The organism is Streptomyces sp. NPDC026092 (assembly GCF_040638605.1).
In the GTDB taxonomy this organism is placed as follows: Bacteria; Actinomycetota; Actinomycetes; order Streptomycetales; family Streptomycetaceae; genus Streptomyces.
This window is the reverse complement of the sequence record NZ_JBEZYN010000015.1, coordinates 15,421-35,551: the sequence shown is the minus strand read 5'-3', so window position 1 is coordinate 35,551 and position 20,131 is coordinate 15,421. Positions and strand designations below refer to the sequence as shown.

Here is a 20,131-nt window from a genome sequence, read left to right as displayed (position 1 = left end):
CCTTCTCTCGGGAAGCGACCGCGGCGGCGCCATCGGGGGAGCCGCCGGGGTCCCCACTGTCCGGAAGCCAGGAACGCAGGAGCTCGGGGGACGTCCACCGGAGCCGGGGGGACCTCGGCGGACTGAGCACCGCGCACCGCGACCGGACACGCAAGACGGAGGGGCCGGGCAATCGCCCGGCCCCTCCGGCGTGTTCCCGCCCTGATCGCGGTCAGTTCCGCGCGTACGAGCCGAGGCCCACCAGGCAGTAGACGTACTCGTTGATCGTCGCGCCGTTGATCGTGTAGCGGTGGGAAAAGGCGTACTCGGTCTTCGGGTTGCTGTTGCAGCGGTTCAGGTCCGAGGTCAGCGGGAACGTCTGGATCACCTTGTAGTGCGCGTCCGACGCCGAGCACGCGACCTCCTCCACGCCCGAGACGCTCTGCGCGGTCTCGGAGTTCGGGAGCTCGCCGTTGAGGCAGGTGCCCTTCGTGTACGGGTCCGGGGCCGGCTCGGTCGTCTGGGTGGGGTCCGGGGTCGGCGCGGTCGTCGGGTCGAGCGGGTTCTCGGACGAGAAGCTCGGCGAGGGCGCGGTCGTCGAGCCGCTGCCGCCCGCGTTGTCCGTGCTGTCGCTGTCGCTGTTCGAGAAGATCAGGAACGCGATCACCCCGACCACGACGAGCGGCGCCAGGCAGCCGAGGATCCCGGACTTGCGCGGCGGCGCCGCCTGCGCGCTGCCGGCGAAGAGGTTGACCCGGATGCGCAGAAGGACGACCGAGCCGTCGGCGGCCTGCGCCGGGACCAGGTCGCCGTCGCGGCACGGCGGGATGGAGACGTTCGTGGGGCCGGTCGGCAGCTGGACGGTGATGATCACGCCAGTGGCGGCCTGCTGCGGGGAGAGCGTGAGAGGGAACTCGGGCGACGACACCTGCTGCTCCAAGGGGTGAAGGCTGTGAAGCCGTGTGACGCTGGGGACGGGGATGCGGTGCTCAGGGCAGTGCTCGTGCGGGCGGTGCTCAGGGGCGGTGCTCCTGCGGGGCGTACGCGTCGTACTCGCTGGGCCCCGTGCGTGCGGTGCTCGGTGCGGCGCGTGCTCGCGTACTCGTCGTACTCGTTCGGCCGGCGCTTGGCCCGTATGACGTGTACCCGACCGGTGTTGGTTGCAGCGTCCCCCACCCCCTCCCTAACGCCCCCGCAGCACCCCCTTCACCACCTTCCCGCTCGCGTTCCTCGGCAGCTCCCCCACGAACTCCACCGCCCTCGGAACCTTGTAGTTCGCCATCTCCCGCCGCGCCCACGCGATCAGGTCGTCCGCCGTCACCGTCGCCCCCGCCCGCCGGACCGCGAAGGCCTTGCCGACCTCGCCGAGCCGGGCGTCCGGGACGCCGATGACCGCGACGTCGGCGATGTCCGGGTGCAGGCCCAGGAGTTGCTCGATCTCCGCCGGGTAGGCGTTGAAGCCGCCCACGATGAACATGTCCTTGATCCGGTCCGTGATCCGCAGGTTCCCCGCCTCGTCCAGGACGCCCACGTCGCCCGTGTGCAGCCAGCCGTCCGCGTCGATCGCGCGGGCCGTCTCCGCCTCGTCCTCGAAGTAGCCGCTCATCACGTTGTGCCCGCGCACCAGGACCTCGCCCGCCGGCGAGAGCCGGACCTCCGTGTCCGGGATCGGCCGGCCCGAGGTCGTCGCGACGACCTCGGGCGCGTCCCCCCGGCGGCACATCGTCACGATCCCGCTCGCCTCGGACAGTCCGTACGCCGTCAGGACCGTCCCCACCCCCAGCTCGCCCCGCAGCCGCTCCACCAGCCGCAGCGGCACCACCGCCGCGCCCGTCACCACCAGGCGGAGGGCCGAGAGATCGTGGGAGGTACGGGACGGGTGGTCCAGGATCGACTGGTGCAGGGTCGGCGGGCCCGGCAGCACCGAGATCCGCTCCGCCGCGATGTTGGCGAGGACCGTGTCCACGTTGAAGACCGGCTGCGGGATCATCACCGCGCCCCGCATCAGGCACGCGATGATCCCGGCCTTGTAGCCGAAGGTGTGGAAGAACGGGTTCACGATCAGATAGCGGTCGCCCTCGCGCAGGCCCGCGAGCTCCGACCAGATCGCGTAGCAGCGCAGGGTCTGGGCGTGCGTGATCACCGCGCCCTTCGGCGCGCCCGTCGTCCCCGAGGTGTAGATGATGTCCGAGGGGGCCGAGGAGTCGAAGGAGTCCGCCCGTGCCCGGACCTCCGCCCCGCTCACCCCGTCGCCCTCCGCCAGGAAGGACTTCCACGTCACGTAGTCGTCCGGGGCGGTCTCGCCGAGCACCACCACCCGTTCCAGGTCCGGGAGTTCGACCTCCGAGCGGCGCAGGGACGCGACGTACGAGGTGCCCAGGAACGTACCGGTGATGAAGAGCAGCTTCGCCCGGGACCGCGAGAGGACGTACGCCGCCTCCGTGCCCTTGAAGCGGGTGTTGAGCGGGACGAGCACCGCGCCCGCCGTGACCGCGCCGAGCGCCGAGACGATCCAGTCCAGGGTGTTCGGCGCCCAGATCGCGACCCGGTCGCCCCGCTCCACGCCCGCCGCCATGCAGGCCGCCGCCGCCCGTTCGACCCGCGCGCCCAACTCCTCGTACGAGACGCGGTTGCGGCCCTCGACGACCGCCTCCGCCGTCCCGTACCGTTCGGCCGCCGCGCGCACCAGGCCCGCTATGGAGCCCCACTCCAGGTCACCGCGCATAACCGCCCCTCCCGCCGCACCCGTAGCTGACTATCCGTCAGATTAGCTGTAGCCTGACGCGCTGTCAGCAGTGAGGACGATCGAGGGGGTCGTGTGCTCAAGGACCGCACAGCCATCGTCGGCATCGGACAGACACCGTTCGCCAAACAGCTCCCGGAGTCGGAGAAGACCCTCGCCTGCCGGGCGATCCTCGCCGCCCTCGACGACGCCGGGATCGCCCCCTCCGAGGTCGACGGCTTCGCCTCGTACACGATGGAGGAGACCGACGAGGTCGAGGTCGCCAAGGCCATCGGCGCCGGAGACGTCACCTTCTTCTCCAAGATCGGGTACGGCGGAGGCGGCTCCTGCGCGACCGTGGGCCACCTCGCCGCCGCCGTCGCCACCGGGCAGGCCAGCGTCGGCGTCGCCTGGCGCTCGCGCAAGCGCGGCAGCGGGCCCCGGCCCTGGAAGAACACCGCCGTCCAGCTGCCCACGCCCGGCCAGTGGACCCGCCCCTTCGGGCTGCTGCGCCCCACCGACGAGATCGGCATGCTCGCCCGCCGCTACATGCACGAGTACGGCGCGACCCGCGACCACCTCTTCAACGTCGCCCTCGCCTGCCGCAACCGCGCCAACCAGAACCCGGCCGCGATCATGTACGAACGCCCGCTGACCCGCGAGATGTACATGACCGCCCGCTGGATCAGCGAGCCCCTCTGCCTCTTCGACAACTGCCTGGAGACCGACGGGGCGTTGGCCTGCGTGATCGTCAGCGCCGAGCGGGCCCGCGACTGCCGGCAGAAGCCCGTGTACGTCCACTCCGCCGCCCAGGGCCTGCCCGCCCAGCACCACGGCATGGTCAACTACTGGAACGACGACCCGCTCACCGGACCCGCCTGGACCGCCGCCCGACACCTGTGGAAGCAGGCCGACTTCGGCCCCCAGGACGTCGACGTCGCCCAGATCTACGACGCGTTCACCCCGCTCATCCCGCTCTCCCTGGAGGGCTACGGCTTCTGCGAGCGCGGCGAGGGCGCCGCGTTCACCGAGGGCGGCGCCCTGGAGATCGGCGGCCGGCTGCCCGTCAACACCGGCGGCGGCGGCCTCTCCGAGGCGTACGTCCACGGCTTCAACCTCATCAACGAGGGCGTGAAGCAGCTCCGGGGCAGCTCCACCGCCCAGGTCCCCGACGCCTCGACCTGCCTGGTCACCGCCGGCGAGGGCGTCCCCACATCGGCCATCCTGCTGCGAGCCTGAGGAGTTGAATCCACCATGCTGACGCCTGTCGTGGACGAGGACGGGGCGCCGTTCTGGGAGTACGCCGCCCGTGGCGAGCTGCGGATCCAGGGCTGCGCCGACTGCGGCGAACTGCGCTTCCCGCCCCGGCCCTGCTGCCCGCACTGCCAGTCCTTCGCCGCCGAGTGGCGGCTGATGTCCGGACGCGGCCGCATCTGGTCGTACGTCCTGCCCCATCCGCCCCTGCTGCCCGACTACGCCTCCCAGGCCCCGTACAACGCCGTCGTCGTCGAACTCGTCGAGGCGCCCCGCATCCGGCTCGTCGGCAACGTCGTCGCCACCCCGGACGCGGCCCTCGACTCCGTCGACCCGGCACGGCTGCGGATCGGGGCGGGCGTGAAGGTGGCGTTCACCGAGATCGACGGCATGGCCGTGCCGCGCTGGCTCCTGGAGCGCGGATGACCGTCACCGTCGAACGCGACAAGGAGACCGGCGTCGCGGTCGTCACCCTCGACCGGGCCGACAAGCACAACGCCCTCACCCTGGACATGGCGCGCCGACTGGGCGAGATCTGGCGGGAGTTCCGCTACGACGACACCGTACGCGCGGCCGTCGTCACCGGCGCCGGACAGCGGGCCTTCTGCACCGGCATCGACCGGGCGGCCGCCACGGGCGTCCCGCAGCCCTCGTCCCCGTACACGATCGACGATCCGCTGATCGCGATCGGTCCCAAGGCCAACGACCTGTGGAAACCGGTCGTCGCCGCCGTGGAGGGCATGGCCTGCGGCGGCGCGTTCTACCTCCTCGGCGAGGCCGAGTTCCTCGTCGCCGGCGAGGGCGCCACCTTCTTCGACCCGCACACCACCTACGGGATGGTCAGCGCCTTCGAGACCATCCACATGGCCCAGAAGATGCCGTACGGGGAGATCGCCCGGATGGCGCTCATGGGCAGCGCCGAACGGATCTCGGCCCGCCGCGCGTACGAGACGGGCCTCGTCTCCGAGCTGACGGAGGACGGCGGCGCACTGGCCGCCGCCCGCCGCGCCGCCGCCGTCGTCGCGTCCCACCCGACCGAGGCGGTGCAGGGCACGGTCCGGGCGCTCTGGTCGGCCAAGGAGGCCGCCCGCGCCCAGGCCCTCGCCCACGCACCGCACCTGGTCACGCTCGGGAACCTGCCGCCGGTGCGGCAGTCGGAGCTGTTCGTCCGGAGGGCCGGCGGCTTCCGCCTGCGCTAGGGAGTGTCCGGAAAGTATGGTCGTCCGCCCGGAGGGCGTCGCGAGCCAGGCCAGACTTTCCGGACACGACCTAGGGAGTGTCCGGCGGGTCAGGTCAGCCGATGATGCGGTCGGCGTCGACGACCACGCACTCGGTGTACTCGGAGCCGTTGCCGGTGCCGGTGTACGGAGTCGTCGCCTCCGCCGACTTCGAGCCACCGGCCTCGACGCGCACGTCGTCGGCCTTCGCCATCGCGACGGGGGCGCTCGGGTCGCCCTTGAACTGCAGGGAGACGTCGTAGAGGTACGCCGAGGAGTCGCTGTTGGTGATCGTCACCTTGGCGACCAGGTTCTTGCCGTCGGCGCTGACCTTGCACTCGTCGATGCGGACGTCGCGCTTGGCCTTGTCCCTCGACGAGCCGCCGACGCCGCCGGTGGTCACACCACCGCTGGTGGAGCTGGAGCCGCTGTCGGAACCGCCGCTGCTCGAGCTGTTGCTGCTGGAGCTGCTGCTACCGCCGCCGCAGCTGCCGCCGTGGGAGCCGCGGGCGCCGGTGAGCGCGACCAGGGCGATACCGAAGACGGCGATGGCACGGACATGACGAAGCTTCACGCTTCAACCCCCGTTGAGTGTGCGCAGAACGCGAATGTGCGAATGGATACGGGCCCGTTCTTGACGAGCGCACGTCACCCTACTGGATCCGGACACCTGCGATCGCACACTTCTTGACCCGGTCGACCGTCTTCGGCGACCCCATCGAGACCTCGAAGGTCTTCGTCTCCCCCGGCTCGACCGTCACCAGCTTCGACGCGTCGTCGACGTCCACCCCGCCGGAGCCCTCGAAGTCGACCTCGACCTTGAACGTCTCCGTGAACGCCTCGCGCGAGGTGATCTTCAGAGTCGCCGTCGTGTCCGCCTTACGGGCCGGCTTGCCCTTCCGCTTCTTCTGCGCGGGCTTCACACAGTCGACGACCACCACGTCCACCGTGGAGGACGGGGAGGAGGTGACGCTCGGCGTGGGGGCGGTCGTGTAGTCGCTGCCGCCGCTCGAACTTCCGAGGTCGTTGTTGTCGTCGTAGTCGTAGTCGTTGTTCTTCTTCTTCGAGCTGGAGCAGCCCCCTCCGGAGCTCTTGCCCTTGCTCTTGCCCCCGCTGCTGCCGCCGCTCTTGCTCGTCTGGAACCCCGTCAGCGCGAGCACCACCACTGTGAGCGTCGCCGCGAGCCTGAGCCCCCTGCGACGCGCCTTCCCCGTTGCCATTCCGCTCCTCCTGTCGTGTCCGCGCCACCCTAGTGGGTGGCTCGCCGGCGCCGCGTGGCGTGCCCCCCGTACCCGGCGTAGCGTCAAGACCGAGAGCCGGACCGGTAAGGAGGCCGATCGATGGTCCGCAACGTCATCGGCTCGGTCCTGGCCCTCGCCGGAGCGACGGCCGCCGTCTGGAGCCCCTTCCGTGCCTGGTACGACGGCCGTCACGGCAGCGACTACCGCATCGAGGACCTGTTCGGCGGCATCACCGACGCCAAGGCCGAGGTGATCGGCTCGATCCTGCTCCCGTTCGCCTTCGCGGCCCTCGTCACCCTGCTCGGCGTGGTGCTGCGCTCCCGGCTGCTCGTGGCCTTCGCAGGCCTCGTCGTCCTCGGCTTCACCATCCTGTGGATGGTCCGCGTCGGCCAGGCCGAGGGCAGCCTGACGGTCGGCGGCGACGGTACGGGACTCGGCGACGGCCTCGCGTACGCCTTCGGAGGCGGGCTCCTGCTGCTCCTCGGCGCCCTCGTCATGTCGGGCCGCACCCGCGCGCACACCGTGCCCATCGAGCCGGAGCCGACGTACCCGATGCGCCCCATGTACCCCACGCTGGACGACGGCGGGGCGCCGGGCGGCGGCGAGCCGACCCGGACGATGGACGTCCCGACCTGGGACCCGGACCGGGACCGGACGCAGGCACAGGACTGGCCCCCGGCACAGGCGCCCGACCGGGACCGGACCCAGGTCCAGGACTGGCACCAGGGGCAGGACTGGAACCAGGGCCAGGCCCCGGACCCTGGCCGGAACGACCGCGGGTAGGGCCTTTCGTAAGCGCTCAGGCCCCCCGCGTCACGCCCTCGGCGCCGCGCCCCGTCCCGTGGCCGTGCCCTTCACCGCGTCCAGCGCGTACACGCACCGGTCCTTGCTGCACGCGTACACGACCCCGGCCCGCGCCACCGGCGAGCCGGTGATCTCGCCACCGGTCGCCAGCTTCCAGCGCAGCTGGCCGCCCGCCGCGTCCAGCGTGTACAGGACGTGGTCCGCCGAACCGAAGTGCACCCGGCCGTCGGCCACCACCGGCGTACCGATCAGCTCGCCGCCCGCCGCGAACCGCCACTTCGGCGTGCCCGTGACCGCGTCGAGCGTGTACAGCGCGCTGCCGCTGCCGACGTGCACGTTCCCGTTGACGACGAGCACCGGCTCGCCCGACTGCCGGGACTCGGTCGCGATACGCCACCGGTCCTGGCCGGTGGTGGCATCCAGCGCGTACACCGTGCCGAGGTAGTCGGCGAGGTAGACCCCGCCGCCCGTGACGGCGGGCCCGGGCGCGAAGGCGGGCGGGGAGAGGAAGACCGCGGGCGCCTCGAAGTGCCAGCGGACGTGCCCGCCCGCGATGTCGATCGACAGCACGCGCGTGCCGGCCGCGACGTACACGCAGCCGTCCTCCGCCGGAGCCACCCGCACCGGCACGTTGCCGCAGGAGGCGGCGTCGCCGACCGGGTACGACCAGCGCTCCGCACCCGTACGGGCGTCGAGCGCCTGAAGTCGGGCGTCCCGCCACACGTACACGGTGTCGCCGTGCACGGCGGGCCCCGCCTCCGGGGTCTCGAAGTCGGTCTGCGCGCCGGTGATCTCCCACAGCTTGGCCCCGTTGGAGGCCTCCCAGCCCTGGACCCCGCCGCCGCGCGTGCCGGTGACGACCGTGCCCCGGTCGACCTTGAGCGAGTACACCCAGGCGTCGGTCTGGAGCCGCCAGCGCTCGCTGCCGTCGGTGGCGTCGAGGGCGTAGAGCGTGGGCCCGTCGGATGCGTGGATACGGCCCTGGGCCACGGCCATCGACCAGGCGACGTCCCGCGTCTTGAACTGGCGGCGGCCGCTGGCCACGTCGAGGGCGTGCACCTCGAAGGAGGTGACGTAGAGCAGGTCGCCGGCGACGACCGGGGTGCCCCAGACGTCGTTGGACATGCGGAAGCGCCAGGGCCGCCAGTGCGCGGGCTCGGGCTCCTGCGTCGGCGGGGGTACGGGCAGCCGGGTGTCGGGCTGGGGGCTCGGCTCGTGGGGGTACGTGCCACCCGGCGGGCGGACCCAGCCGGTGGCGGTGCTCGCGTCGACGACCGGGCCGAGCGCGGCGCGGGTGTCGGCGACCCGGAGGCCGGGGCCGATCTGCACGCCGGCGCCCGCGAGGCGTACGGGACCGCCGACCTCGGCGGGAGCCCCCGCGTGCCGGCCGCCGCCGCCCTGGCCACCGCGCCCGTCGCCGCTCCACTCCGGCGGCTGCCGGGGCGGGCGGGGCGGGGTGGGCGGGCTGGCCGGGGGCGGCGGGACGGTGGTCCGGCCGCCGCGGCGCCGCTCGATCATCTCGACGGCGGACCGCGGCAGCCAGGCCGAAGCCGTACCGCTGTCGTCGCTGCCGGGTCCGAACAGATGGGGCGCGAGCTGGGCCTGCAGATCGGCCGGGGTGGGACGCCGCGAGACGTCCATCTGCATACAGGAGTCGATGAGCGGCCGCAGCTCGTCCGGCAGCCCCTCCAGGTCCGGCCCCTCCCTGAGCAGCATGAAGACGGTCTCGACGGGGTTGGCGCCGTGGTACGGAGCGTGCCCGGTGGCGGCGAAGACGAGCATGGACCCGAGCGAGAAGACATCGCTCGCGCCGGTGACGCTGCGCGAGTCGCGGGCCTGCTCGGGCGACATGTACGCGGGCGTGCCGACGGCGACGTTGGTCATGGTCAGCCGGGTGTTGGAGACCCCGGAGGCGATACCGAAGTCGATCACCCGGGGGCCGTCCTCGACGACGAGGACGTTCGACGGCTTCAGGTCGCGGTGGACCAGGCCCGCGCCGTGGATGGACTGCAGGGCCTCGGCGACCCCGGCGGCCAGCCAGCGGACGGCCTGGGCCGGCAGCGGCCCGCACTCGTTCACTATCTCTTCGAGGGAGGGCGCGGGAACGTACGCGGTGGCCAGCCACGGCACGGCGGCGCGCGGGTCGGCGTCGACGACGGCGGCCGTGTAGAAACCGGAGACGGCCCGGGCGGCCTCGACCTCACGGGTGAAACGGACACGGAACAGCTGGTCCTCGGCGAGCTCGGTCCGCACGGTCTTGATCGCCACCCGCCGCCCGGAGGCCGAGCGCGCGAGATAGACAAGCCCCATGCCACCTGCACCGAGCCGGCCCAGCACCTCGAAGGGCCCGATCCGTCTCGGGTCGTGCTGCGTCAGCTGCTCCACTTGCCTGCCACCTCCCCGTACGGGCCATGAGGGTACGGCCCCGTGGCCCTGATTCTTCCTGTCCGGGGCGACGGTTGCGAACCCGGGGGCGGATCGGGGTGTCTTAGTTCATTTCGCCGGAGGGGGCGGGGGGCTTTTCGGCGGGTTCGACCGGTTGGGAGGCGGAGGCGTCCGGCACGGCGCCCTCGTCCTTCGGTTCGGCGAGGATCGCGAAGCGGGCGCCCTGGTTGTCGTGGAGGACGGCGATGCGGCCGTGGGGGGTGTCGAAGGGGGGGTTCGTGATGCGGCCGCCCTGGGCCACGGCGGTCGCGCAGGTCGCGTCGCAGTCGGCGACGGCGAAGTAGACGAGGACGTGGCCCGGCATCGCGGCCGGGAAGGCGTCGGTGAGGACGGCCCGGCCGCCGAAGGACGTGTCGTCACCGGCGCGCGAGCCGGGCGGAGACCAGACGCGGTAGTCGAAGTCGCTCTCCCTGCCCTCCTCGCCCGGTTCCACCTGGCGGCCGAGGTAGCCGAAGACGGAGGCGTAGAAGGTGTCGACCGCGTCGCGTTCCCTCGTATAGACCTCCATCCAGCAGAAGGAGCCGGGGAGCATCGTCTTCTCGAAGCCGTCGTCGTCGCCCGCCTGGCGCAGTCCGAAGACGGCTCCGCCGGGGTCGGCGGCGAGTGCGAGGACGCCGAAGGGGCCCACGGGGTACGGATCCATGATCATCCGGCCGCCGGCGGCCTTGATCCGGGCGGCGAGAGTGCCGGCGTTGGATGTGGCGAGGTAGACGGTCCAGGTGGTGGGCATCCGGCCGTCGCTCTTCGGTACGAGCCCGGCGACGCGCTTGCCGTCGCTGAGGGCCTCGTCGCGGTCGGGGTCGAAGGTCCAGCCGAAGAGCTCGCCGTAGAACCGCTTCCCCGCCTCCAGGTCGGGGAGCTGCGCCTCCACCCAGCAGGGGGTGCCCTCTGTGAATACCGCCATGGCTCCACGCTAGGTCGCGGCACCCCTCCCCGCACGCCCCATAATCGAACATACCGCCATATAGGGAGGCGGCCGCCCCGGCCTCCACAGAGTTGTCCACCGAAGTTGTCCACAGGCTGTTAATAAGCCTATTCGAGTGGGCGTCGCTGGGCCGGGCCCCGCCGGTGCCCCCGCCGCCCGCCCGCCGCCCGCCTCCAGGGCCCCTGGGGCCACCCGGGTGCCGCCCCGGAGGGGGTGCACCCCATTTGCAGTCGGCCGAATCGCGCGCCGATCACCCCTCGGTAAGCTGACGGCATGACAGGACAAGTACGCACCGTCGACGGCCGCGTGGCCGGACGACGCGGTCAGGCGACGCGGCAGAAGCTGCTCGACTGCCTCAGCGAGATGCTCAGCTCCTCGCCGTACCGGGACGTCAAGGTCATCGACGTGGCCCGGAAGGCGGGCACTTCCCCCGCGACGTTCTACCAGTACTTCCCCGACGTCGAGGGTGCCGTCCTCGAGATCGCCGAGGAAATGGCCAAGGAGGGCGCCGCGTTGACCGAGCTGGTCTCCGGCCGCTCCTGGGTCGGCAAGGCCGGCTGGCAGACCTCCGAGGAACTGGTCGAGGGCTTCCTGGACTTCTGGCGCCGGCACGACGCGATCCTGCGGGTCGTGGACCTCGGTGCCGCCGAGGGCGACAAGCGGTTCTACAAGATCCGCATGAAGATCCTGAACTCCGTCACCAACTCCCTTACGGACGCGGTGAAGGACCTCCAGGCCAAGGGGAAGGTCGACAAGGACGTCAGCCCCGCGGCGATGGCGGGCTCCCTGGTGGCGATGCTGGCCTCGGTGGCCGGCCACCAGAAGGGGTTCCAGACCTGGGGCGTGAAGCAGGCCGAACTGAAGCCGAACCTGGCACTGTTGGTGCACCTGGGGATCACGGGCAAGAAGCCGACCAAGTAGCCCCTGCCCCTGCCCCCGGACACACGCTCCACCCGCGCTTCGTCCGTCCTGTCGCGCCGGCGGCGGCTCTCTCCACGAGACCGCCGCCGGCGTTCCCCTGTCCGGGGCCGGTACTGCCCAGGGCCGGTACTCTCCAGGGCCCGTACGCCCCGCCCGTCACCGCCTCGTCAGCCGGAAGAGCCTGATCTCCCGCTCCACCCGCGCCTGGTACGTCGCGTACGGCGGCCAGAACCCGAGCGCGGCCCGCCAGGCCGCGGCCCGCTCCTCCCCCGCGAGCAGCTCCGCCCGCACCGGGATCGTCTCGCCGCGCCAACTCACCTCCACGTCGGGGTGTTTCAGCAGGTTCCCGGTCCACGCCGGATGCCCGTCACGGCCGAAGTTGGAGCCGATCAGGAGCCAGGTCCCGGCCGGCTCGGGCATGCACGCGAGCGGCGTGACCCGCGGCTGCCCCGACTTGGCGCCCTTCGCCGTCAGGATCAGCCCGGGCAGCATCTGGGCGCTCAGCATCACCTTGCCGCGCGTCAGCCGGTGCACGGCCCGGTCCATCGCGGGGATGAAGTGCGGGGCGACCTTCGCGAACGTCCTCGTGGACGACACCTTCTGCATCAGACGTACGCCGACGGGGGGCATCAGGCCGCCACCTCTCCGAAGAGTCCTGTCACCTGGGCGGCCCGCTCGCGCAGCCGCCGCGCGGGCCCGAAGAGCAGCTCGTCCGCCGTCGCCCGCTTGAAGTACAGATGCGCCTCGTGCTCCCAGGTGAAGCCGATGCCGCCGTGCAGCTGGATCGTCTCGCCGGCCACCGTCCGCAGCGCCTCCAGGGCCGCGGCGAGGGCGAGGGCACCCGTTCCCGGTTCGCGGGCGGCGCCGTACGTCAGCGAGCGGGCCGCCTCCACCTGGACATACAGGTCGGCGACCCGGTGCTTGACCGCCTGGAAGGAGCCGACGGGCCGCCCGAACTGTTCGCGGGAGCCGACGTACTCGACCGTGCGGTCCAGGGCCGCCTGCGCCGCGCCGACGGCCTCGGCCGCGAGCGCCACGGCCACCGCCCGCCCGGTCGCGGCGAGCGCCCCGAGCACGTCGACCGGCTCCTCGCCGAGCAACTCGGCGTCCACGTCTCGCAGTTGGATCGAGGCCTGGGAGCGGGTCGCGTCCAGGGCGGGCTGCCGTGCGCGGACGAGTCCGGCGGCCTCCCCCCGTACGAGGAAGAGCAGGGTCCGGCTGCGCGCGAAGCCACCGGCGTGGGCGGCGACCAGGAGCAGCCCGGCGCTGTGCCCGTCGAGGACCTGGGTCGCCTCCCCGTACAGCTGCCAGCCGCCGTCCGCGGCGGCCCGCGCCTGGACGCCGCCGGCCCGCCCGCCGCCCGCGACCCAGGAGCCGTTGTCGCCGGTCAGGCCGAGGGCGAGGGCCAGCGAGCCGCCGGGGACGGCGAGTGCGCAGGTCAGGGAGCCGTCGGCGATGCGCGGCAGCAGGTCGGCGCGCTGCGGCCCGGCGCCGAGGGCGTGGATCAGGGGCGCGGCGAGGAGGGCGGTGGCGAGGAGGGGGGACGGGGCGAGGGCCCGGCCGGTCTCCTCGCAGGCGAGGGCGAGTTCGGCGGGGCCGCAGCCGACCCCTCCGTACTCCTCGGGCAGGGCGAGCCCGGGCAGTCCGAGGGTGCCGGACATCCGGTTCCACAGGTCGGTGTCGTACCCCTCGGGGGTGGCGACGGCGGCGCGGACCTCGGCGGGCCCGGAGCGTTTGGCGAGCAGTTCGCGCAGGGTGCGGCGGATCTCGTCCTGCTCCGCGGTGAAGGCGGCGTCCATGGAGCTCCCCTCCGTATCTGACGGTCCGTCATGTTAGGGCGGACGGGGCCAGAAACCCAGAGCCGGGAGCACCCGGAACCAGCACCGGTTCAGCAGACCTCCCCCGGCGCCTTCGCCGTCGCCCGCAGCAGATCCCGTACGAGGGTGAAGTCCACCCGCTCGGGGCGGCGGAAGCGCAGGCACCCCTTGCCCATGTCCTGGTCGGCGAGCCGCTCCTCGAAGCCCTCCCGGACGTCCGGTCGCATCAAGTAGAAGGAGATGTACTGCTTCTGTGAGGCGAAGGCGATCTCCGGCTCGCCGCCAGGCCGTTGGTAGGTCGGCATGCCGTACGCCATGACCTCCTCGAAGCCGTGGAGTTCGGTGCGGCAGAGCTCGCGCAGCCGGACGAGTGCGGTGAGGCGGTCCGGGTCCGTGACCTCGGTGAGGTAGGTGTCGACGTCTTCGGCCGTGCTTCGCGCCATCCCGAAACTCCCTATCTGATGTACCGTCAGATTCATGCCCACCACTTCACGGAACCGCGACCGCGCCGGGCGACGCGTCGCCGTCGTCGGCATATCCCTCTCCGACTGCGGCCGGGTCGACGAGGCCACTCCCTACACTCTGCACGCCCAGGCCGCCCGCCGCGCCCTCGCGGACAGCGGTCTCGACCGCTCGGTGATCGACGGCCTCGCCTCGGCGGGGCTCGGCACCCTCGCCCCGGTCGAGGTCGCCGAGTACCTGGGCCTGCGGCCCCGCTGGGTGGACTCGACCGCCGTCGGCGGCGCCACCTGGGAGGTCATGGCCGCGCACGCGGCCGACGCCATCGCCGCGGGCCACGCCAACGCCGTCCTGCTCGTCTACGGCTCGACCGCCCGCGCCGACATCAAGGCCCGCCGCCGCACCTCGAACCTCTCCTTCGGTGCGCGCGGCCCGATGCAGTTCGAGGTCCCCTACGGACACACCCTGATCTCCAAGTACGCGATGGCCGCCCGTCGCCATATCCACGAGTACGGGACGACCCTGGAGCAGCTCGCCGAGGTCGCCGTCCAGGCGCGGGCGAACGCGGCGCTCAACCCGGAGGCGATGTTCCGCGAGCCGATCACGGTCGACGAGGTGCTCGGCGGCCCGATGATCGCGGACCCGTTCACCAAGCTGCACTGCTGCATCCGCAGCGACGGCGGCTGCGCGGCGCTGCTCGCGGCGGAGGAGTACGTACCGGACACGGCGAAGGCGCCCGTCTGGGTCCTCGGCACGGGCGAGCACGTCTCGCACACCACGATGTCGGAGTGGGAGGACTTCACGGTCTCCCCGGCGGCGGTCAGCGGCCGGCTCGCGTTCGAGCGGGCGGGGGTCACTCCGGCGGACATCGACCTCGCGGAGGTCTACGACGCCTTCACGTACATGACGCTGGTGACCCTCGAGGACCTGGGCTTCTGCGCGAAGGGCGAGGGCGGCGCGTTCGTCGAGGCGAAGGACCACCTGCCGGTGAACACGGACGGCGGCGGCCTCTCGGCCTGCCACCCGGGGATGCGGGGCCTGTTCCTCCTGGTGGAGGCGGTCCGCCAGCTCCGCGGCGAGGCCCCGGGCCTCCAGGTCCGACGCCCGGACGGCAGCCTCCCGGAGCTGGCGGTGGCGTCGGGGACGGGGGGCTGGTTCTGCTCGTCGGGGACGGTGGTGCTGGGCCGAGGCTGAGACGGGAGCCAGGGAGCCAGACGCCGAGGAGCCGGACGCCAGGAAGCCGGCCGCCAGGAAGCCGGCCGCCAGATCTATACATCCGTCATAGACAAGCGTGTAGGACATCCGTATAGTCATGGGTGCAGGGCCGACGCGGCTCCGCACCCACGACCGCGACCAGGAGTCCTGCCATGACGCACGCACCCTCGAGCAAGACGGTCCTCATCTCCGGCGCCTCGATCGCCGGCCCCGCTCTCGCCCTCCTCCTCCACCGCCACGGCTTCACCCCCACCGTCGTCGAGCGCGCCCCCGAACTCCGCACCGGCGGCTACAAGGTCGACATCCGGGGCACCGCCATCGAGGTCTGCCGCCGCCTGGGGATCCTGGACGAGGTACGGGCCAACTCCACGGACATGGACGGCGGTTCGTACGTCGACGCGCAGGGTCGCACGATCGGCGTGCTGCCTGCCGAGATCTTCGGCGGGCGGACCGAGGGGGACGACGAGATCATGCGCGGCGACCTCGCCCGCATCCTGTACGAGCGGACCCGCGACGACGTCGAGTACGTCTTCGGCGACTCCATCGAGGCCCTCCACGACGACGGCCACGGCGTGGACGTCGCCTTCGAGAGCGGGCGGCGCCGCCGCTTCGACCTGGTGGTCGGCGCGGACGGCATGCACTCGAACACCCGGCGCCTCGCCTTCGGCGACGAGCGGCGCTTCACCCGCTACCTGGGCGCGTACATCTCGATCTTCTCCGCCCCCAACCGCCTGGGCCTCACCCGCTGGGAGACGTACCACGCCCGCCCGAAGAAGCTGATCTCCGTCTACAGCACGGCGGGCGAGCAGGCGCACACGGCGAAGAACCTCTTCGTCTTCTCCGCGCCCGAGGAGCTCTCCTACGACCGCCGGGACACGGCGGCGCAGAAGCGGCTGCTCGCCGAGGCCTTCGCGGGCGACGACTGGGAGATCCCGCGCCTGATCGCCGACGCGGCGGAAGCCGAGGACTTCTACTTCGACACGATCTCCCTCGTCGAGATGGACCGCTGGTCGACCGGCCGCGTCGTCCTCGTCGGCGACGCCGCCCACTGCGTCTCCCCCGCCGCCGGCCAGGGCACCGGCCTCGCCCTCATCGGCGCGTACGTCCTCGCGGGCGAACTCGCGGCCGCCCACGGCGACCACCGCACGGCCTTCGCCGCGTACGAGCGCGTGATGCGCCCGGGCGTCGAACTGAACCAGCGCTTCGCGGCCCGCTTCGCGAAGGAGATGACGGTCTCCTCCCGCTGGAAGATCGCCCTCCGCATGGCCATGGTCCGCACCCTCCCCCGCACCCCCTGGAAGAACCTGATCGCGAAGAAGATCCGCGACGACATCCAGCGCGCGGCGAACGCGATCCCGCTGAAGGAGTACGGGCACGAGCACGGTGCCCGGCCGGAGCGACACGGCGCGCGCAGACACGCGTCCGCTCCGGCCTAGGGTTCCCCCATGACCGACTTCGACCGCACCCTCCGCTCCCTCAAGGTCTGGGACACCACCCTGCCGGTCTTCGCGCCCGAGACCGCGCCCGTCGAGCCGTTGCCGCTCTTCCACGAGTGGTTCGTGGCCGCGGCCGAGGCGGGGCAGGTGGAGCCGCACACCATGTCGCTGGCGACCGTGGACGAGGGTGGGCGGCCCGATGTGCGGACCGTGATGCTGCACGGGGCCGACGCGCGGGGCTGGCACTTCGCCTCGCACGCCACCAGTGCCAAGGGGCGCCAGCTCGCCGCCCGCCCCGAGGCCGCGCTCGGCTTCTACTGGCCGGTCCAGGGCCGCCAGGTCCGGGTCCGCGGCCGGGTCTCGACCTCGCCGCGCGACGAGGCGTACGCCGATCTGCACGCCCGCACCACCGGGGCCCTGGCCTCCGCGCTCGTCGGGCGGCAGAGCGAGGTCCTCGACGACCTGGACACGCTGGCCCGCGTGTCCCGGGCGGCCTGGGAGCGGGCGGAGGCGGAGCCGGGGGCGCACGCCGAGAGCTGGACGCTGTACGTCCTGGAGCCGGCCGAGGTCGAGTTCTTCCAGGGCGACGAGCGGCGGCGGCACGTACGGCTCCGGTACCGCAGGGAGGCGACGGGCGGCTGGGTACGGGAGCTGCTCTGGCCGTGACCGGGGGCCGGGGCGCACCATGAGAAGAGGAGGTGGGAGAACCATGGGTACGTACATGGATGTCCACCGGAACATGGTCGGGATCACCGCCGACGAGCTGAAGGAAGCGCACGCGGCGGACCTGGCGATCGAGAAGGACGAGGGCGTCCACTTCGAGAAGGCGTGGGCGGACCCGGATTCCGGCACGGTCTACTGCCTGTCCCACGGGCCCTCGGCCGACGCCGTCCAGCGCATTCACGCCCGTACGGGCCACGCGGCCGACGAGATCCACGAAGTGAGCCTCATGGTGTGACGACCCTCAGGGTCCCTCAGGGCGTGACGGCCCTCAGGGGGTGACGGCCGCGTCCTCGCCCCCGTACATCCCCTCGACCTCGTCGGCGAAGTCGCGCAGCACCGCCGCGCGCCGCAGCTTCAGCGAGGGCGTCAGGTGGCCGCTCGCCTCGGACCACTCGGTGGTGAGGACGCGGAACGCGCGGATGGACTCGGCCCGGGAGACCAGCCGGTTGGCGTCGTCGACGGCGCGCTGGAGCACACCGAGGAGTTCCTCGTCGTCGGCGAGCTGCCGGAGCGGGAGGTGGTCCTTCTTCCGCATCCGCCGCCAGTGCACGAGCCCTTCCTGGTCCAGGGTGAGCAGCGCGGTGATGTACGGGCGGTTGTCGCCGAGGACCAGGCACTGGCCGATCAGCGGGTGGGCGCGGAGCCAGTCCTCCAGCGGGGCGGGGGTGACGTTCTTGCCCGCCGAGGTGATGAGGATGTCCTTCTTCCGGCCGGTGATCCGCAGATAGCCGTCCTCGTCGAGCGCGCCCAGGTCGCCGGTGGGGAACCAGCCCTCGTCGGTGAAGGGCACGGCCACCCCGCGCTGGGCGTCCCAATAGCCGGCGAAGATGTGGCCGCCCTTGAGCCAGATCTCGCCGTCGTCCGCGATCCGTACCGCCGTCCCGGGCAGCGGCCGGCCCACCGTCCCGGTGCGGGGCCGCCGGGGCGGGGTGACGGTGGAGGCCGCGCAGGTCTCCGTGAGGCCGTACCCCTCGTAGACGTCGATGCCGGCGCCCGAGTAGAACTCCGAGAGCCGGGTGCCCAGCGGGGAGCCGCCGCAGATCACGTGCCGTACGCGGCCGCCGAGGGCGTCCCTGATCCGCCGGTAGACCAGCGGGTCGTACAGTGCGCGGGCCGCCCGCAGCCCGAGCGAGGGCGCGTCCTCGTGGCCGTACCGCTGGGCGACGCGCGCGGCGCGGTCGAAGGAGGAGGCCCGGCCGGACCGTTCGGCGGTCGCCCGGGCGGAGTTGTAGACCTTCTCCAGGACGTACGGGATGGCCAGCAGGAACGTCGGCCGGAAGCCGGCCAGGTCGGCGAGCAGGTCGCCGTTCTCGATGGACGGCGCGTGCCCGAGCCGCACCCTGGCCCGTACGCAGCCGATGGCGACCATCCGCCCGAAGACGTGCGCGAGGGGCAGGAAGAGCAGGGTCGCGGGCGCCTCCTTGAGGATCTCGCGGAACACCGGGTGCAGGAAGGCGATGGCGTTGTCGACCTCGGCGAAGAAGTTGCCGTGGGTCAGGGCGCAGCCCTTGGGGCGGCCGGTGGTGCCCGAGGTGTAGACGAGGGTGGCGAGCGTCTCGGGGCCGAGGAGCGCGCGCCGGGCGGTCACGGCCTCGTCGGGCACGTCCGCCCCGGCCCGCCTGAGCTGGTCGACGGCACCGGCGTCGAGGACCCAGAGGTGCGCGAGCCCGGGCAGTCCGCGGCGCTCGGTGGAGACGAGCCGGCCCTGCGCGGGGTCCTCGACGACACAGGCGACGGCGCCGGAGTCCTGGAGGATCCAGCGGGTCTGGAACGCGGAGGAGGTCGGGTAGACGGGGACGGTGACCAGGCCGGCGGCCCAGGCGGCGAAGTCGAGCAGCGTCCACTCGTAGGTCGTACGGGCCATCAGCGCGAGCCGGTCGCCGGGTTGCAGCCCCGCGGCGATCAACCCCTTGGCGACGGCGTGGACTTCGGCGGCGAAGGCGGCGGCGGTGACGTCGTCCCAACCGCCGTCGGCGCGCTTGCGCCCGAAGACGACGGCGTCGGGCTCGGCGGACGCGTTGTCGTACGGAACATCGGCGAGCGACCCGTGGCGGACCGGAGGAACGAGCGGCGGTACGGAGGCCTCCCGTACGGCGCCGGCGACGAGGGTGATCCGAGGATGGGGCTCGGGGACGGACACGTGCGGCTCCTCGGCCCTTCGGCCCTTGGTAACTCCGGGTAAATCTAGGAGAGATGAGAGGGTGAGGACAATCCCCGAGGGGACCAGCGCTCACTCCGCATCAGATTGCCGAGCCCGGCCCACGCGAAGTTCATCAGCGTCGCCGCCGCCTCCCAGGCCGTCATCCCCGGCGTCTCGTTGGCCCAGCCGGCCAGCGATTCGGCGGCCCCGACGAGCGCCTGGGCGAGCCCCGCGACGTCCCGCTCGGCCAGCTCCGGGTCGCGGTTCGTCGCGCGGTGGGTCTCCTGGGCGGCGGCCCCGATCAGCGTCCCCACGTACGCGACGATCTCGTCCCGCATCCGCCCCGCCTCACCGGCGAACGGCTCCCCGTGCGTCCGCGCCTGCCGGCTCAGCACCGCCCACCCGTCGGGGTGTTCGGCGGTGTGCGTGAAGAAGGCGAGCAGCCCCGCCCACAACTGCTCCTCGGCCGGCTCCGCCCGGTCGACCCCGCCCACGACGGCGGCGACCAGCGCCTGCGCCTCGCGCCGGATGCAGGCGGTGAAGAGCTCTTCCTTGGAGTTCAGGTACAGATAGACCAACGGCTTGGAGACCCCGGCGAGTTCGGCGATCTCGTCCATCGAGGCGGCCTGGTACCCCAGCCGTCCGAAGGTCCGCACGGCGGCATCCATCATCTGCCGCTCCCGGACCTCCCGAGGCATCCGCTTCCCCTTCACCCCACCCATCACGACCGCCGCCCTTCCCGCCCGTGCCCGCCCTGCCCGCCGACTCGGGGGAGAGCCTATGTCCACCGCCACGGACCGCGGGAACGCGTGATGCCCATGCCCCCGCGGGGA

General features: G+C 72.5%; 20 protein-coding genes. 9 read left to right on the top strand and 11 right to left on the bottom strand.

Going from position 1 to position 20,131, the window contains the following annotated elements; translation table 11 throughout:
* Positions 1-211 precede the first annotated feature (211 nt).
* Entirely contained in the window at positions 212-919 is a 708-nt protein-coding gene (locus AB0F56_RS23690; RefSeq protein WP_362013015.1) for a hypothetical protein, read from the bottom strand.
* Positions 920-1,162: 243 nt separating this feature from the next.
* Positions 1,163-2,704, bottom strand: a complete 1,542-nt coding sequence (locus AB0F56_RS23685; protein WP_362013014.1) for a FadD3 family acyl-CoA ligase — start codon at positions 2,702-2,704, stop codon at positions 1,163-1,165.
* Between the two features lie 93 nt (positions 2,705-2,797).
* Between AB0F56_RS23685 and AB0F56_RS23680 the strand changes: the two genes are divergently transcribed.
* Genes AB0F56_RS23680 through AB0F56_RS23670 form a run of 3 tightly spaced genes read left to right on the top strand, consistent with a single transcriptional unit; the run spans position 2,798 to position 5,154 of the window.
* The gene (locus tag AB0F56_RS23680) at positions 2,798-3,940 is read left to right on the top strand and encodes a lipid-transfer protein (protein ID WP_362013012.1); all 1,143 of its coding nucleotides are present in this window, start codon (positions 2,798-2,800) and stop codon (positions 3,938-3,940) included.
* A gap of 15 nt (positions 3,941-3,955) precedes the next feature.
* Entirely contained in the window at positions 3,956-4,381 is a 426-nt protein-coding gene (locus AB0F56_RS23675; protein ID WP_362013010.1) for an OB-fold domain-containing protein, read from the top strand.
* Positions 4,378-5,154, top strand: a complete 777-nt coding sequence (locus AB0F56_RS23670; RefSeq protein WP_362013009.1) for an enoyl-CoA hydratase/isomerase family protein — start codon at positions 4,378-4,380, stop codon at positions 5,152-5,154. Before AB0F56_RS23675 ends, AB0F56_RS23670 begins: the two co-directional genes overlap by 4 nt.
* 94 nt (positions 5,155-5,248) lie before the next feature.
* Here AB0F56_RS23670 and AB0F56_RS23665 read toward each other — a convergent pair whose 3' ends face one another.
* Both AB0F56_RS23665 and AB0F56_RS23660 read right to left on the bottom strand, forming a co-directional pair.
* Entirely contained in the window at positions 5,249-5,746 is a 498-nt protein-coding gene (locus AB0F56_RS23665) for a hypothetical protein (RefSeq protein ID WP_362013008.1), read from the bottom strand.
* A gap of 79 nt (positions 5,747-5,825) precedes the next feature.
* Entirely contained in the window at positions 5,826-6,392 is a 567-nt protein-coding gene (locus AB0F56_RS23660; protein WP_362013007.1) for a hypothetical protein, read from the bottom strand.
* 120 nt (positions 6,393-6,512) lie between these two features.
* On the opposite strand from AB0F56_RS23660, the gene AB0F56_RS23655 reads away from it, so the two are divergent.
* On the top strand, positions 6,513-7,196 hold the full coding sequence (locus AB0F56_RS23655) for a hypothetical protein (RefSeq protein WP_362013005.1): 684 nt from the start codon (positions 6,513-6,515) through the stop codon (positions 7,194-7,196).
* Positions 7,197-7,226: 30 nt separating this feature from the next.
* On the opposite strand, the gene AB0F56_RS23650 is transcribed toward AB0F56_RS23655, so the two are convergent.
* Together AB0F56_RS23650 and AB0F56_RS23645 are read right to left on the bottom strand one after the other, a co-directional pair.
* Positions 7,227-9,602 carry a PQQ-binding-like beta-propeller repeat protein gene (locus AB0F56_RS23650; RefSeq protein ID WP_362013003.1) on the bottom strand — a complete coding sequence of 792 codons (2,376 nt, stop codon included), beginning with the start codon at positions 9,600-9,602 and terminating at the stop codon, positions 7,227-7,229.
* 103 nt (positions 9,603-9,705) lie between these two features.
* The gene (locus AB0F56_RS23645) at positions 9,706-10,566 is read right to left on the bottom strand and encodes a VOC family protein (protein ID WP_362013002.1); all 861 of its coding nucleotides are present in this window, start codon (positions 10,564-10,566) and stop codon (positions 9,706-9,708) included.
* A gap of 294 nt (positions 10,567-10,860) precedes the next feature.
* Here AB0F56_RS23645 and AB0F56_RS23640 point away from each other — a divergent pair, with 294 nt between their 5' ends.
* Positions 10,861-11,508, top strand: a complete 648-nt coding sequence (locus AB0F56_RS23640) for a TetR family transcriptional regulator (protein WP_362013000.1) — start codon at positions 10,861-10,863, stop codon at positions 11,506-11,508.
* Between the two features lie 156 nt (positions 11,509-11,664).
* Here AB0F56_RS23640 and AB0F56_RS23635 read toward each other — a convergent pair whose 3' ends face one another.
* The 3 genes from AB0F56_RS23635 to AB0F56_RS23625 form a co-directional block, all read right to left on the bottom strand.
* Complete coding sequence (locus AB0F56_RS23635) at positions 11,665-12,138, bottom strand: nitroreductase family deazaflavin-dependent oxidoreductase (RefSeq protein ID WP_362012999.1); 474 nt, start codon at positions 12,136-12,138, stop codon at positions 11,665-11,667.
* On the bottom strand, positions 12,138-13,307 hold the full coding sequence (locus tag AB0F56_RS23630; protein ID WP_362012997.1) for an acyl-CoA dehydrogenase family protein: 1,170 nt from the start codon (positions 13,305-13,307) through the stop codon (positions 12,138-12,140). Before AB0F56_RS23630 ends, AB0F56_RS23635 begins: the two co-directional genes overlap by 1 nt.
* An 89-nt stretch (positions 13,308-13,396) precedes the next feature.
* Positions 13,397-13,768, bottom strand: a complete 372-nt coding sequence (locus AB0F56_RS23625; RefSeq protein WP_362012996.1) for a DUF1801 domain-containing protein — start codon at positions 13,766-13,768, stop codon at positions 13,397-13,399.
* Positions 13,769-13,802: 34 nt separating this feature from the next.
* Here AB0F56_RS23625 and AB0F56_RS23620 point away from each other — a divergent pair, with 34 nt between their 5' ends.
* From AB0F56_RS23620 to AB0F56_RS23605, 4 genes are all read left to right on the top strand, one after another.
* Positions 13,803-14,978 carry an acetyl-CoA acetyltransferase gene (locus AB0F56_RS23620; protein ID WP_362012994.1) on the top strand — a complete coding sequence of 392 codons (1,176 nt, stop codon included), beginning with the start codon at positions 13,803-13,805 and terminating at the stop codon, positions 14,976-14,978.
* Positions 14,979-15,151: 173 nt separating this feature from the next.
* A complete protein-coding gene (locus tag AB0F56_RS23615) occupies positions 15,152-16,435 on the top strand; it encodes an FAD-dependent monooxygenase (RefSeq protein WP_362012992.1) in 1,284 nt (427 codons plus the stop codon).
* Between the two features lie 9 nt (positions 16,436-16,444).
* Positions 16,445-17,101 (top strand): pyridoxal 5'-phosphate synthase, encoded by a 657-nt coding sequence (locus tag AB0F56_RS23610; protein ID WP_362012991.1) that lies wholly within the window; start codon positions 16,445-16,447, stop codon positions 17,099-17,101.
* A gap of 43 nt (positions 17,102-17,144) precedes the next feature.
* Complete coding sequence (locus AB0F56_RS23605; RefSeq protein ID WP_362012989.1) at positions 17,145-17,393, top strand: SCO4226 family nickel-binding protein; 249 nt, start codon at positions 17,145-17,147, stop codon at positions 17,391-17,393.
* 33 nt (positions 17,394-17,426) lie between these two features.
* Here AB0F56_RS23605 and AB0F56_RS23600 read toward each other — a convergent pair whose 3' ends face one another.
* Together AB0F56_RS23600 and AB0F56_RS23595 are read right to left on the bottom strand one after the other, a co-directional pair.
* Positions 17,427-19,298, bottom strand: a complete 1,872-nt coding sequence (locus AB0F56_RS23600; RefSeq protein WP_362012987.1) for an AMP-dependent synthetase/ligase — start codon at positions 19,296-19,298, stop codon at positions 17,427-17,429.
* Between the two features lie 44 nt (positions 19,299-19,342).
* Entirely contained in the window at positions 19,343-20,020 is a 678-nt protein-coding gene (locus AB0F56_RS23595; protein ID WP_362012986.1) for a TetR/AcrR family transcriptional regulator, read from the bottom strand.
* Positions 20,021-20,131: the final 111 nt, after the last annotated feature.

Excerpts from the sequence above, each read along its gene's own strand:
- AB0F56_RS23685 (WP_362013014.1), bottom strand. The coding sequence starts at position 2,704 with ATGCGCGGTGACCTGGAGTGGGGCTCCATAGCGGGCCTGGTGCGCGCG.
- AB0F56_RS23675 (WP_362013010.1), top strand. The coding sequence starts at position 3,956 with ATGCTGACGCCTGTCGTGGACGAGGACGGGGCGCCGTTCTGGGAGTAC.
- AB0F56_RS23670 (WP_362013009.1), top strand. The coding sequence starts at position 4,378 with ATGACCGTCACCGTCGAACGCGACAAGGAGACCGGCGTCGCGGTCGTC.
- AB0F56_RS23660 (WP_362013007.1), bottom strand. The coding sequence starts at position 6,392 with ATGGCAACGGGGAAGGCGCGTCGCAGGGGGCTCAGGCTCGCGGCGACG.
- AB0F56_RS23655 (WP_362013005.1), top strand. The coding sequence starts at position 6,513 with ATGGTCCGCAACGTCATCGGCTCGGTCCTGGCCCTCGCCGGAGCGACG.
- AB0F56_RS23645 (WP_362013002.1), bottom strand. The coding sequence starts at position 10,566 with ATGGCGGTATTCACAGAGGGCACCCCCTGCTGGGTGGAGGCGCAGCTC.
- AB0F56_RS23640 (WP_362013000.1), top strand. The coding sequence starts at position 10,861 with ATGACAGGACAAGTACGCACCGTCGACGGCCGCGTGGCCGGACGACGC.
- AB0F56_RS23635 (WP_362012999.1), bottom strand. The coding sequence starts at position 12,138 with ATGCCCCCCGTCGGCGTACGTCTGATGCAGAAGGTGTCGTCCACGAGG.
- AB0F56_RS23630 (WP_362012997.1), bottom strand. The coding sequence starts at position 13,307 with ATGGACGCCGCCTTCACCGCGGAGCAGGACGAGATCCGCCGCACCCTG.
- AB0F56_RS23625 (WP_362012996.1), bottom strand. The coding sequence starts at position 13,768 with ATGGCGCGAAGCACGGCCGAAGACGTCGACACCTACCTCACCGAGGTC.
- AB0F56_RS23620 (WP_362012994.1), top strand. The coding sequence starts at position 13,803 with ATGCCCACCACTTCACGGAACCGCGACCGCGCCGGGCGACGCGTCGCC.
- AB0F56_RS23615 (WP_362012992.1), top strand. The coding sequence starts at position 15,152 with ATGACGCACGCACCCTCGAGCAAGACGGTCCTCATCTCCGGCGCCTCG.
- AB0F56_RS23610 (WP_362012991.1), top strand. The coding sequence starts at position 16,445 with ATGACCGACTTCGACCGCACCCTCCGCTCCCTCAAGGTCTGGGACACC.
- AB0F56_RS23605 (WP_362012989.1), top strand. The coding sequence starts at position 17,145 with ATGGGTACGTACATGGATGTCCACCGGAACATGGTCGGGATCACCGCC.
- AB0F56_RS23595 (WP_362012986.1), bottom strand. The coding sequence starts at position 20,020 with ATGGGTGGGGTGAAGGGGAAGCGGATGCCTCGGGAGGTCCGGGAGCGG.